Here is a 12,399-nt window from a genome sequence, read left to right as displayed (position 1 = left end):
TCAGATCTGCCCGGTGGCGTCGTAGATCCAGGACATGTCGGAGCGGGCCAGGTCGTCCATCCACGTCGACGGCGCGAAGTTCACCAACGCCCCCATGTCCCAGTAGTCCTTCCACAACGTGATCCGGTCGTCGCGGACCTCGTGCACGCTGACGAAGCGCAGCACGGCCGTCTCCCCGGAGCGCCACTCCCATGTCTCGGAATGCTCGTACATGACGGTGTCCCCGTCGGCGACCAGCGTTCCGTCGTGGTTCACGTAGGAGGCCAGCGGTTCCAGCCCGATCTTGAGCCGTTTGACGATGTCCTCGGGCCCGCGCGCGGACGCCGCCGGCCCGACCGGCATATCGGCGTAGATGCAGTCGTCGGCCAGTTCGGCCTTGACCGCCTCCCAGTTCCGGTCCGACAGCGCCTTCCACATCCGCCGTACCGTATCTTCAGCTGACACTGGACAGTTCACCTCTTGCTTCGTCGCGGTCGATGGGCAGCGCGGGCGCCCGGTGCGCCGCGCGCAGGAAGCGGCCGGTGCGCCGTCGGCCGACCAGGTCGGTGGGGGAGCCCGCGGCGAACACCAGCCGGCCGCCGACCAGCACGGCGCACACGGCGTCGTCGTTGCGGTTGACCATCCGTGACAAGCCGCCGTACTGGTCGACGGGCTCTTCGGCGTAGGTCTCCAACGTGGCGTCGAGCCGGGCCGGGTCGACGATCACCACGTCGGCGCGGTCCCCGATCCGCAGGTGGCCGGCGTCCAGGCGGTACCAGTCGGCCAGTTCACCGGTGAGCCGGTGCACGGCGTGCTCGACCGACATGAACGGCCGGCCGGCCTTCTCGGCGTCGTACACGTGCCGCAGCAACCGCAGGCCCATGTTGTAGAAGGCCATGTTGCGCAGGTGTGCACCGGCGTCGGAGAAGCCCATCTGGATTCCGGGTTCGCGGGCCAGCTTTTTCAGTACGGCGGGGCGGTGATTGGAGATGGTGGTACGCCAGCGCAGTGCCCGGCCGTGCTCGCACACCAGGTCCAGGAACGCGTCGACGGGATGTATTCCGCGGTGCAGCGCCACCTGACCGAACGACCGGCCGATCACCGAGGGGTCCGGGCAGTCGACGATATCGGCGTCGAAGAAGTCCCGCTGCCACACCCGCACCCCGAACTTGTTCTCGTAGTCCTTGCGGAACTGCTTGCGGTACTGCGGGTCTCGCAACAGCTCGTTGCGTTCCACCTCGTCGCGCAGGTGCAGGGCCGCGGCGCCGGTACCGAATTCCTCGAACACCACCAGGTCGATGCCGTCGGCGTACACCTCGAACGGCACCGGCAGGTGCTGCCAGCGGAAGTTGCCGCCGAGCGCGTTCACCAGCCGGGCCAGTGGGCCCAGGATCTTGACCGCGTGGGGATTGGACTTCACGTCGGCGGCCGAGAGCAGGCTGGTCTTGAGTGGGTTGCGGAACACGCCGAGTGACTGCGCCAGCTGCGACAGCAGGTTCAGCGGGTTGGCGATGTCCGGACCGGACTGCAGCACCCGCCCGGTGCGGCGCAGCTGGGCCTTGAGCCTGCGCAGTTCACGCGGTTTGGCATAGGTGGACGGCAGTGTGCGCGACCGGCACACCTCGCCGTCGATCTTGTCGAAAAGCAATTGCTGCGAGGACAACCCGACAAAGCCGGCCTCCAGCGCCGCCGCCAGCATGCGCTCCATCTCGGCCTGTTCGCCGCGGGTCGGACGCTGCGAGCCGCGGGTGGCCCGGTCCAGACCCATGACCGCCGTGCGGATGTCGGAGTGGCCGATGAAGGCCGCCACGTTCGGGCCCAGCGGCAATTTCTCCAGCGCGTCGACGTAGCCGTCGGCGCTGTCCCAGCTCTTGTGGCGGTCGACCGCGGCGATGACGTGTTCGCGCGGGATGGCCTCGACCCGGCCGAACAGGTCACCGGCGTCCTCGCCGCCGACGTGCACCGTCGACAGCGAGCACGAGCCGAGCAGCACGGTCGTCACGCCATGGCGCAGTGACTCGGCGAGTGCGGGGCCGCCGAGGATCTCGACGTCGTAGTGGGTGTGGATGTCCAGCATGCCGGGCAGCACCCATTTCCCGGCGGCGTCGATCACCTGCGGGCATCCGGTGGTGTCCAGCTCGCCGGTGCTGACGGCGACGACGTGACCCGCGCGGATGCCCAGATCGCGCACCGCCGAGGGGGCGCCGGTGCCGTCGAACCAGCGGCCGCGGCGGATGACGGTGTCAAAAGTGCTGTGGGTCACGTTCGCGCTCACCCCGTCATCAGAACAGCGCGGCCGGACGGGTGTCAACGAAAATTGTGAACAGATTTCGGAAGTTGTCTACACCCAGCCGTCGGGCCGGCGCCCGTCGATATCGGTGAAGCCGTATTCGGCGGCCAATGCGGCCGAGGTGACCGATCGCTGATTCCAGCGCTGCCGGTCCGGGTCCGCGGCGATCGCCGCCACCCCGCGCCCCACATAGCGGGGTGACTCGGACTGGGCGAAACCCGGCGGGGCGCACGGATAGCCGTCGTCGCGGTCGATGTCCAGCGCGCGGTGCCAGTCGGCCTCGCAGACGCCGTAGGCGTCGAGCATCATCTCCGAACGCAGCCACCCCGGGGTGACGGCCACCGCGGTGGCGCCCACGGTTTTCAGCTCGTGGCCCTGGCTGAAGGCGAGCCGGTTCACGGCCACCTTGGCCAAGTCGTAGAACACCGAGAGCCGATAATTGGCTGCGTTGTATTCGGTTGTGCCGTCCGTGATTTCGACGACGATCCCGCCGGGGCGTCGCACCAGCAGCGGAAGCAGGCAGTGCGAGGTGATCAGATGGGTGTCGATGCCCAACCGCAGGATGCGCAAGCCGTCGTCCAGGTCGTGATCCCACATCGGCCGGCCCCACGTCGACGGCGGCCCCTTGAGCACCTCGGCGCCCCAGATGTCGTTGACCAGGATGTCGATGGTCCCGAACTCGTCGTCGATGCGGCGTGCCAGCCGTTGCACCTGGGCCGGGTCGAGATGGTCCACCCGAATGGCCACCCCCGTGCCGCCCAGGCTGGTCACCAGGTCGGCGGTCTCCTCGATGGTCTCGGGCCGGTCATAGTCGGAACCGCCGTTGCCGGCCACGCTGCTGCGGCCGGTGCAGATCACGGTGGCCCCCGCCTCGCCGAGCCCGGCCGCGATGCCGCGGCCGGCGCCACGGGTCGCACCCGCGACGACCGCAATCCGGCCACGCAACGACCCAGCGGTCATCGTCTGAGTATCGCGCGTCCAGAAATACGGCAGGGAGCTTTCATCGATCCAGGGCATACTCGCGAACGTGACTCCCATGCAGCGCTATATCGCCGAAGAGATCGCCACCGACCACGTCGACGGGTTGCTGTCCCGCCGCGAGGCGCTGCGCCGGCTGGCGTTGCTGGGGATCGGTGCCGGCGCGGCCAGTGCGCTCATCGCCGCGTGCAGCGACAAGAAGGCCGCCGCGCCGGGCGCGGGCACCGGCACCACGGCCGCGCCCTCGGGTACGGCCCCGGTGGTCGCCCCGCCGCCGGGCTCCGAGCACACCCTGCCCACCGCGCCGGTGAACTGGGCGGGGCCGCAGGGGGAACTCGAAGCGGCTTACAGTCAGGCGGTCGCCCCGTTGGGTGCCGTGCTGATCGTGCACGAGAACAAGGGGCTCAACGACTGGGTCCGCTCGGTCGCCGGCCGGTTCGCCGGCAGCGGGTATTCGGCGCTGGCGATCGACCTGCTCTCGCCGCAAGGCGGGACCGGCAGCTTCACCGACCCGGCCGCGGCCACCGCGGCACTGGCCAAGATCCCGGCCGCCGACCTGGTGGCCAACCTGAAATCGGGTGTCGACGAACTGGGCCGGCTGGCACCGGGGCAGAAATTGGCGGCGGTGGGCTTCTGCATGGGCGGCGGCCTGGTGTGGCAGTTGCTGGCCGCCGGCGAACCGCGGCTGGCCGCTGCGGTGCCGTTCTACGGTCCGGCACCCGAGAATGCCGACTTCGCTGGATCGAAAGGTGTTGCGGTGCTTGGCTTCTACGGGGCGCTCGACGATCGGGTGAACGCCACCGAGCCGGTGGCCAAGGCGGCGCTGGAGAAGGCGGGGTTGGTGCACGAGCTGGTCACCGAACCCGATGCCAATCACGCGTTCTTCAACGACACCGGTGAGCGCTACCACGCGGCGGCGGCCGCCGACGCGTGGCAGCGGGTGCAGGACTGGTTCGGCAAGTACCTGTCCTGACCGTGTGAGTTCACGGTCCGTTCAGGGACGCGTCGACCGTTGGTGTTCGTCAGCACACGGGGTGCCGATCTGATGGTGGCATGCGCGTTGTCCAGGTCGCGAACTTCTACGGTCCACGGTCGGGTGGCCTGCGGACCGCGGTGGACCGGCTCGGCGCGGAGTACTGCGCGGCCGGTCACGAGGTGTTCCTGGTGGTCCCCGGCCCGCATCGGAACCGCCAGTTGTTGCCGTCGGGGGTGGTGCGGCTGGAGTTGCCCGCCGCCCTCATCCCGGGCACCGGCGGATACCGTGCGGTGCTGCCCGGCCCGGTGACCGCGCTGTTGGAACGCCTGGAGCCCGACGCGCTGGAGGTGTCCGACCGGCTCACCCTGCGTTCACTCGGGCAGTGGGGCCGCAGGCACGGGGCGGCGACGGTGATGATCTCGCACGAGCGGCTGGATCGCCTTGTCGGACAGGTTCTTCCGTGGCGGATGGCGCGTGGGGTGGCCGATTTCGCCAATCGGCGCACGGCGTCGAACTACGACGCGGTGGTGTGTACCACCGCGTTCGCGCGGGCGGAGTTCGACCGGATCGGTGCCCGCAACGTGCAGACCGTCCCGCTCGGCGTCGACCTCGAGCAGTTCCATCCGAGCCGGCGCAGCGCTGAGGTGCGGGGCCGGTGGGCGGCGCCGGAGCAGACCTTGTTGGTGCACTGCGGCCGGCTGTCCGTGGAGAAGCACGCCCACCGCAGCATCGACACCGTTGCCGCCCTGCGCGATTCGGGGTTGGACGCCCGCTTGGTGGTGGTCGGGGAGGGCCCCATGCGAGCCCGGCTGGAACGCCAGGCCGCCGGGCTGCCGGTCGACTTCACCGGGTACATCGGCTGCCGCGACACGGTGGCGGCCATCCTGGCATCGGCCGATGTCGCGTTGGCGCCCGGGCCGCACGAGACGTTCGGCCTGGCCGCACTGGAGGCGTTGGCATGTGGGACGCCGGCGGTGGTCTCGCGCACCTCGGCATTGGCCGAGATCCTCACCGAGGACAGCGGTGCCACGGCCGACAACGATCCGCATGCCATCGCCGACGCGGTCACCGGCGTCATCGGCCGGCCCGAGTCGCTGCGCCGGCGCAGCGCCCGGCGTCGCGCCGAACAGTTCACCTGGCCGCGTTCGGCGGCGGGCATGCTCGACGCGCTGGGAGCGGCCGCCGGGTAGTTTGACGGCATGTCCGTAGCGGCCGGCGGGGTCGATGACACCGCGCGCACCCGCACCCTGTGGTTCGCGTTGCTGCTCACGATCACCAACGGATTCCTGGACGCGCACACCTACTACACCCGCGGCCACGTCTTCGCCAATGTGCAGACCGGCAACGTCATCTTCTTCGCGCTGGACATCTCAGAGCGCGAGGTCGCCGCGGCCCTGGCCCACGTGTGGCCGATCCTGGCGTTCATCGCCGGTGTCTCGCTGGCCTCGCACATCAAATCCGGCCGGGTCGAACGCCACCTGCGCCACCCGCTGCGCTGGACCATGGGCATCCAGGTGATCGCGCTGGCGGTCATCGGTTTCGTGCCGTCCTCGGTCCCGCACAGTTATGTGACGGTGCCCATCTCGTTCCTCGCGGCGGTGCAGATCGGGTTGTTCCGCAACATCGGTGATCTGGCGTATCTGCCGGTGGCCACCACCGGCAACCTGATGCGCTTCGTCGAGGCGGGCTACGACGGTGTGGTGGACCGCAAGCCCGGCGCGCTGCGCGCATGGGGTGTGTACGCCACCCTCATCGGCGCGTTCGCCGCCGGTGCGGTGCTGGGGGCGGTGCTCAGCCGGGCCTGGGATGTGCACGCCATCTGGGTGGCCGCCGGGATCCTGGCCGTCACGCTGGTGCTGTTCATCGTCGATCCCGGCGCGGGGCCGTGAACTACCATCCGACTATGAGACGTCGCGTCGCCGTGCTGTTGCCGGTGCTAGTGGGCGCCGGCCTGGCCGGCGCGGGCTCGTTGTTCGCCGGTGCGGCCATCGCCGCACCCGACCAACCGGGCTGCGCCTATACGCTGTCGGCGCCGGTGGTGACCCAGGTGTCGGGAACTCCGATGGTGACCACCACCGTGACCACCGCGGCGTGCAACCGGTCCAATTCGATGCTGCAGGTGGCCTGTCTGGAGATACAGGGCGCCGGCGCCGCCCCGCTGTGCGTGTCGAAGGAGGGCCCGACCGCCGCGCAGGTGTTCTTCGCGCCGTACCGGCCGGGCGCGACCTACGTCGCCAGCGGACGGGGATGCGCCGTGGCCGGCAGCCCGACCGTGTCGGTGTGCCACTCGGTGGGACCGGTCACCGTCACGTTGTGACGGCCCGGTTCGGGCAGATCCGCCGGGTCCCACCGGTATCCGGATCCCCGGACGGTCCGCAACGCGTGCGCGTAGCCGCCCAGTTTCGCGCGCAGCCGCCGCACGTGGGTGTCCACCGTGCGCGGCGACACCGCCGGGTCCCGCCACACCTGTGCCATGAGCTGGGTCCGCGACACCGGCCGCCCGTGCCGCTCGGCAAGGTGTCGCAGCAGGTCGAATTCGCGGCGGGTCAGGCGCAGCGCGGTGCCGTCCACCCAGGCGTCGTTGCGCCCGATGACCAGGCCGGGGGCCGGCGGGGCGGGGCGCGGGCGCGCGGGCCGGGCCGTGTCGATCTCGACGGGGCGCACCCGCACCCCCGGCACCGATCGCGCGATGATCTGGCCGTACTCTTCCGCCAATTGCGCCGTCCGCGAAGGTAGTTCGACGAATCCGGCGGGTACCTCGAAGGTCAGCAGCACCCGGACCGTGCCGGTGCGCTCGGCCGGCGGTGGGGAGGCGGCCTGGTACATCCCGCCAATGTGACCGTTGCGGAGGCGATCCTGCCAGGGTTTGCCTCACCCTGTTCGCAACTCAGAACGCCGCGACCACCTGTCCGGCGTAGGCGGTGGCGATGAATTCCCGGGTGGCCGGGCCGTTCAGGGCCGCGGCCAGCAGCCGGATGTCCGGATGGTCGGCACCGCCGGCGGCCGCCACCAGGTATTCGGCATAGGCGGGATTGGCCCGGTCGCAGTGCAGCGCCGTCGTGGTGTCGACATCGGCCTCCATCGCCTGATTGCCGAACAGGAACACCACGTCGAAATCGTCGCGTGCCGAGGGCAGCATCCAGCTGGTCAGCTCCTTGAACACCAGCCGCCGCGGGTTGGCGCGCACGTCACCGACGCGGGCCAGCGTTCCCGGCTCGGCGGCGCACTCGATCAGCCCCAGCCCGTCCAGCATCCGCAGCGACCGGTCGGCGTTCACCGGATCGGCGGGCAGCGCGACCTCGGCATACTCGCTCACCTCGGCGAGCCGGTCGAATCGTGTCGAATACAAGCCGAACGGTTCGATGTGCACCGGCACCACCGGTTCCAGCGCGTTGCCGGTGCGCCGGTTGAACTCCGACAGGAACGGCAGGTATTGAAAGTAGTTGGCGTGCAACCGTCCGGCCGCGAGCCAGTCGTTGGGTTCGTCGAACGAGTCGAACACGGTGATCTGCAGGTCGATGCCGTGTCCGGCGAGCGGGCCGCGCACGTTCTCCAGGATCTCGGCGTGTGGCACCGGGGTGGCACCCACCCGCAGCGGCCGCAGACCCCTGGTGGCGAACGCCCGCACCGAACTGGTCGACATGTCGGGCAACACTACTGCCGCCGCCCGGATCGGCAACGCGGCACCCGGGCGGGCGTTTGTGTCGGATTGTTACGGCCTTTGACGCACGCTGACCGCAGCCGTGGCCGCGGTGCCCGCGGACCCTTACGGTCTCGCGCATGTCCGAAATCACTGCGGTACCCGACGATCTCACCGCGCCCGGCGAGCGGAAACTGCGCGGCAACCTCGGGGTGGCCGCCATCGTGTTCATGGTGGTGGCCGCGGCCGCGCCACTCGGTGTCGTCGGCGGTGTCTTCCCGCTGGGCATCGCCAACGGCAACGGCGCGGGCTTCCCGGCGACCTTCATCGTCTCCACGGTCATCCTGCTGCTGTTCGCGGTCGGCTTCACCGCCCTGACCCCGTTCGTCGAGGAGGCGGGCGCCTTCTTCTCGTATGTCCGCCACTCCCTTGGTTTCTCGGTGGGTATCGGATTCGGCTTCGTCGCGCTCGTCAGCTACGTCGCGCTGGAGGCGGGGGTGTACGGCCTGCTCGGGCCCGCCGGGGTCGGCGTCGTCACCCTGTTCGGCGGGCCCGCGCTGCCCTGGTGGGTGATCGCGGCCATCGCCTTCGCGGTGACGACGTTCCTGGGTTATCGCAACATCGAGTTGTCCAGCCGGGTGCTGGGCATCCTGCTCACCGCCGAGATCGCGGTGATTCTGATCCTGGATCTGGTCATCGTGGTGCGCGGCGGAGGCGAGCACGGGTTGTCCACCGGCGTCGTCACCCCCGCCACGGTGTTCTCCGGGTCCCTGGGCATCGGACTGCTGTTCGCCATGCTGAGCTACATCGGTTTCGAGGCCACGGCCATCTTCCGCGACGAGGCCAAGGACCCCGAACGCACCATCCCGCGCGCCACCTACGCCGCGCTGATCCTCATCGGAGCGTTCTACGCGGTCACCAGTTGGGCGCTGATCTCGGCCTGGGGGGATGACCGGGCCGTCGCCAAGGCGACGGAGTCCGGTGGCACGTTCCTGTCTGACATCGCGCAGAACTACATCCGCACCGCGGGCAACGACATCATCACGGTGCTGTACTTCACCAGCTTGTTCGCCTGCATCCTGGCGTTCCACAACGTGGCGTCGCGCTACGTGTTCGCGCTGTCCCAGCACCGCGTGGTGCCGGAGTCCCTTGGTGTCGCGCACGCCGCTCACGGGTCGCCGCACAAGGCGTCGCTGTGGATCTCGGGCGTGGTGGCGATCAGCATCGCGGCCGCCGTGCTGTTCCGACTCGATCCCGTCGCGCAGTTCTACACGTGGTTCGCGGCGGCCACCACGGTCGGTTTCGTGGTGCTGCTGATCGCGACCAGCGTGGCGGTGCTGGTGTTCTTCGCCAGGGACCGTCGTGGCTACTCGCAGTGGCGGGTGCGTATCGCACCGGCGCTCGGCCTGGTCGGACTGGGGTTCACCCTGGTGCTGATCCTGACCAATCTGGAGGGGCTGGCCACCTCGAACGCCCTGGGCTGGGGCATCGTCGGGCTGCTGGTGGTGTCGTTCATCGTGGGCGCGGTGATCGGTTACCGCGTCGGAGACGCGTCGTCGAGGCACCGCGTCGGAGACGCGAGGGGGGCCCGGCCGTCGTGACCGTCGCCACCGTGGACACGCCCGCGGCGCGCGAACTGCCGCGCCGACTTCGCCGCGATCGCGCACAGCGAGTGGCTGGCCTATTCACAGCAGGTCAGCGACTGGGATCGGTCTCGGTATCTGGCCTCGTCGTGACCCGGCCGTAACGCGGCCGGTGCGACGGTCGATACTTCAGGTAGGAATGGCGGCCGACCGGCAGTTCTGAGGTATCGACGACCTCGTCCGCCTTCGTACTGCCTGTCGCCGCGTTCTTCCTGAAGAGAACGCACGCAACATGGTGGGGAGAACACGATGAAGCCGGCCAAGATCGTGGCGAGCGCCATGATCGTCAGCAGTCTGGGATTCGGTGGCGCAACCCTCGGCGGCGCGGTGGCGTCAGCGGACCCGGGGAACGGCCACGGGAACGGGCACGGGCGGGGCAACGACTGCCGGCCGTGGTGCCCGGGCCCCGGCGGCCCGGGTGGACCCGGGTTCGACAAGCACTGGGACAAGGGCGTGTGGTGGGCCAACAACCGCCACGACTGGTGGGATGACCGCCAGGGTCCGCCGCCGTGGGGCTGGGGCCCGCCGCCCCCGTTCCAGTGGACCGGCGGCCCGCTGCCACCGTCGATCAACTATTGGGGCTACAACGCGAACCCGGTGTGGGACGACGGGTTCCGGCAGTGGGGCATCTGGCTGTTCGGGCTGTGGATTCCCATCTTCGGCGTCGGCGTCAACTGAGCGGGCCTGACCTTCAGGCCCCGGCCGCCTCCGGTTCCGGCAGGTCGTGACGGACGACGCGGACATGGCCGTGCGGCAGGCATGCGGCATAGCCGTGGTACTTGCCGTACAGCTCCCATGACGTGTGCTGATCGTCGCTGGGCACGTCGATAGCCTGACCGCCGGAGAAGCGCAGATGCAGGCTGCCGTCGGCATCCCAGTCGGCGTGCGTGCAGGTGGCCCCGGCAAAGTCGAACAGCGGCTTCTGTTCTCGGCGCACGGCCAGCGGATCGATCGTGAACACCTCGCCGGTTGCGCCGGCGATCGGCGGCACCGTCAGCTCCAATGGGGCGGAGATGACGAGCTCGTTGTAATCATCCAGGTTGAGCACCAGACCGTCGCGGAACATGATCCGCTGCAGGACGTGCCCCCTGATCCATTGTTCGGTCATCTCTTCACTGTGAGCGCCCGGCAGGCCGCACACAAGAGGCGAGCGCGGCGCGGAACGGGTCCGGGATCGCACGTTTGGCCCAGTCGGCGGTGGACACCACGACGTAGGTGTTGCGGCCCCGCACGGCAATCTGCTCGCCGTCGCCTGCTCCGGTGCGCAGCACGGTGAACGCCACGGTGAAACTGGTGGTCCCGATCTGCTCGCAGACCACCGCGACGCGGACGGCGTCGCGCCACCGCACTGACGCCAGATAGTCGATCTCGCTGTGCACGACCTTGAAATCGAAGCCCAGATCGATCAGTCCCGCATAATCCACCGTCAACCGGTCCAGGAACGCGGTGCACGCCTCGTCGAACCAGGTCAGGTAGTGGCCGTTGAACACCACTCCCTGCTGGTCGATCTCGGCGTAGCGCGGCACGATCGGGAACGAGAACGGTTGGTCGGTCGGTGCGCTCACCGAAGTCACCTTGCCCGACGGGGCGCCGCCATGAAAGCGTGGGCGCCGATGACCACCGCTTCCCTCGTGACGCTCGACGACATCCGCGCGGCGGCGCACCGGCTGCGCGGCGCCGTCGTACGCACCCCGCTGATCCCCGCCGAGTGGTCGGATCCCGCTCGGCCACTGTGGATCAAACCGGAGAGCCTGCAGGTGATCGGCGCGTTCAAGGTCCGCGGTGCGCTCAACGCCGTGGGCCGCATCGACCCGGCGGTCCGGTCCCGCGGCGTGGTGGCCTACTCCAGCGGCAACCACGCGCAGGCCGTCGCCTATGCCGCAGCCACTTTCGGTATCGACGCGCATATCGTGATGCCGCAGGAGACGCCGGACATCAAGGTGCGCAAGACCCGCGCGCACGGAGCCCGGGTGGTGTTGTGCGGCGCCGGACAGCGCGAGGCGGTGGCCGCCGAGCTCGTCGAGCAGACCGGTGCCACACTGGTCCCGCCGTTCGACCATCCCGATGTCATCGCCGGGCAGGGCACGGCCGGCCTGGAGATCGCCGAGGACATGCCCGAGGTGGCCAATGTGCTGATCCCGGTCAGCGGGGGAGGGCTGGCGTCCGGCATCGGCACGGCCGTCAAGGCGTTGTGCCCGCAGGCTCAGATCTTCGGTGTCGAGCCCGAACTGGCCGCCGACACCGCCGCCGGGCTGCGCGCCGGGCATCGGGTGCCCATGCCGGTCGCCGAGCGCAACCGCACCATCGCCGACGGGCTGCGGTCCGAACCGTCGGCGTTGACGTTCGCGCATCTGCAGCGGGTGCTGACCGACGTCCTCACCGTCTCCGAGGACGAGATCCGGGCTGCGGTGCGCGAATTGGCTTTCAAGGCGCATCTGGTCAGCGAGCCCAGCGGCGCCGTGGCATTGGCCGCGTATCGGCGGCACGCGTTACCGCCCGGCCCCACCGTGATGATCCTCTCCGGCGGGAACGTGGAACCGGAGTTGTTGCGCGAGATCCTGGCCGGCCCGTCAGCCGGCGCGGAACACCAGGGGCACTGACACCTCGCAGCGCTGCTGGATGCAGTGCGTCCAGGCGTCTTGTGCCGCAACGGCTCTCAATCGGCGACGGGGGCCGTGCCAGCCACAGGTACAGCTGGCGGTGGAGTGCCCGATCCCGCGGCTGTAGACCGAGGCCAGTCCGTGCGCCGCGCAATCGGCGGTCAGGTCATCGAGTATCGGGGCGCTCATGGGCACTCCTTCGCCGGGGTCCTGACCTCGATTCTCCCGCACCGCGCAGCCGATTCCGGGCGGCGCGAGGTCACGACTTCGCACAGATCGGGTGGAGCGCCCAT

The 12,399-nt window shown here is 69.6% G+C and carries 15 protein-coding genes; 7 read left to right on the top strand and 8 right to left on the bottom strand.

Going from position 1 to position 12,399, the window contains the following annotated elements:
* From BN977_RS00295 to BN977_RS00285, 3 genes are all read right to left on the bottom strand, one after another.
* The gene (locus tag BN977_RS00295; protein WP_234709479.1) at positions 1-417 is read right to left on the bottom strand and encodes a nuclear transport factor 2 family protein; all 417 of its coding nucleotides are present in this window, start codon (positions 415-417) and stop codon (positions 1-3) included.
* A gap of 16 nt (positions 418-433) precedes the next feature.
* On the bottom strand, positions 434-2,242 hold the full coding sequence (locus BN977_RS00290; RefSeq protein WP_036398159.1) for an N-acyl-D-amino-acid deacylase family protein: 1,809 nt from the start codon (positions 2,240-2,242) through the stop codon (positions 434-436).
* A 78-nt stretch (positions 2,243-2,320) separates the two neighbouring features.
* Positions 2,321-3,229: an SDR family oxidoreductase gene (locus tag BN977_RS00285; protein ID WP_036398157.1), complete on the bottom strand. Its 909-nt coding sequence runs from the start codon at positions 3,227-3,229 to the stop codon at positions 2,321-2,323.
* 67 nt (positions 3,230-3,296) lie between these two features.
* Here BN977_RS00285 and BN977_RS00280 point away from each other — a divergent pair, with 67 nt between their 5' ends.
* The 4 genes from BN977_RS00280 to BN977_RS32205 all read left to right on the top strand — a co-directional run bounded on the left by BN977_RS00280 (position 3,297) and on the right by BN977_RS32205 (position 6,540).
* Positions 3,297-4,220, top strand: coding sequence for a dienelactone hydrolase family protein (locus BN977_RS00280; RefSeq protein ID WP_036395576.1), 924 nt, complete (start codon positions 3,297-3,299; stop codon positions 4,218-4,220).
* A gap of 80 nt (positions 4,221-4,300) precedes the next feature.
* Entirely contained in the window at positions 4,301-5,413 is a 1,113-nt protein-coding gene (locus BN977_RS00275; protein ID WP_036395574.1) for a glycosyltransferase, read from the top strand.
* Between the two features lie 9 nt (positions 5,414-5,422).
* Positions 5,423-6,112: a YoaK family protein gene (locus BN977_RS00270; protein ID WP_051560937.1), complete on the top strand. Its 690-nt coding sequence runs from the start codon at positions 5,423-5,425 to the stop codon at positions 6,110-6,112.
* A gap of 14 nt (positions 6,113-6,126) precedes the next feature.
* A complete protein-coding gene (locus BN977_RS32205) occupies positions 6,127-6,540 on the top strand; it encodes a hypothetical protein (protein ID WP_109790056.1) in 414 nt (137 codons plus the stop codon).
* On the opposite strand, the gene BN977_RS31250 is transcribed toward BN977_RS32205, so the two are convergent.
* Both BN977_RS31250 and BN977_RS00260 read right to left on the bottom strand, forming a co-directional pair.
* Complete coding sequence (locus BN977_RS31250) at positions 6,450-7,049, bottom strand: winged helix-turn-helix domain-containing protein (protein WP_084172355.1); 600 nt, start codon at positions 7,047-7,049, stop codon at positions 6,450-6,452. The two genes, BN977_RS32205 and BN977_RS31250, sit on opposite strands and share 91 nt — an antisense overlap.
* Positions 7,050-7,110: 61 nt before the next feature.
* A complete protein-coding gene (locus BN977_RS00260; protein ID WP_036398151.1) occupies positions 7,111-7,866 on the bottom strand; it encodes a MetQ/NlpA family ABC transporter substrate-binding protein in 756 nt (251 codons plus the stop codon).
* 137 nt (positions 7,867-8,003) lie between these two features.
* On the opposite strand from BN977_RS00260, the gene BN977_RS00255 reads away from it, so the two are divergent.
* Entirely contained in the window at positions 8,004-9,464 is a 1,461-nt protein-coding gene (locus BN977_RS00255; protein WP_036395571.1) for an APC family permease, read from the top strand.
* Between the two features lie 291 nt (positions 9,465-9,755).
* Positions 9,756-10,184, top strand: coding sequence for a hypothetical protein (locus BN977_RS00250; protein WP_024451376.1), 429 nt, complete (start codon positions 9,756-9,758; stop codon positions 10,182-10,184).
* Between the two features lie 13 nt (positions 10,185-10,197).
* Here BN977_RS00250 and BN977_RS00245 read toward each other — a convergent pair whose 3' ends face one another.
* Positions 10,198-10,614 (bottom strand): DUF6188 family protein, encoded by a 417-nt coding sequence (locus BN977_RS00245; protein WP_036395569.1) that lies wholly within the window; start codon positions 10,612-10,614, stop codon positions 10,198-10,200.
* Between the two features lie 4 nt (positions 10,615-10,618).
* Complete coding sequence (locus BN977_RS00240) at positions 10,619-11,071, bottom strand: acyl-CoA thioesterase (RefSeq protein WP_036395567.1); 453 nt, start codon at positions 11,069-11,071, stop codon at positions 10,619-10,621.
* Positions 11,072-11,119: 48 nt separating this feature from the next.
* Here BN977_RS00240 and BN977_RS00235 point away from each other — a divergent pair, with 48 nt between their 5' ends.
* Entirely contained in the window at positions 11,120-12,106 is a 987-nt protein-coding gene (locus BN977_RS00235) for a threonine ammonia-lyase (protein WP_036398149.1), read from the top strand.
* Here the strand turns inward: BN977_RS00235 and BN977_RS32575 are convergent.
* Entirely contained in the window at positions 12,077-12,295 is a 219-nt protein-coding gene (locus BN977_RS32575; protein ID WP_131589979.1) for a hypothetical protein, read from the bottom strand. The genes BN977_RS00235 and BN977_RS32575 overlap by 30 nt on opposite strands.
* Positions 12,296-12,399 lie beyond the last annotated feature (104 nt).

It is taken from the genome of Mycolicibacterium cosmeticum (assembly GCF_000613185.1).
In the GTDB taxonomy this organism is placed as follows: domain Bacteria; phylum Actinomycetota; class Actinomycetes; order Mycobacteriales; family Mycobacteriaceae; genus Mycobacterium; species Mycobacterium cosmeticum.
Note: the sequence above shows the minus strand (reverse complement) of the source record. Positions and strands in the feature narration are given on the sequence as shown.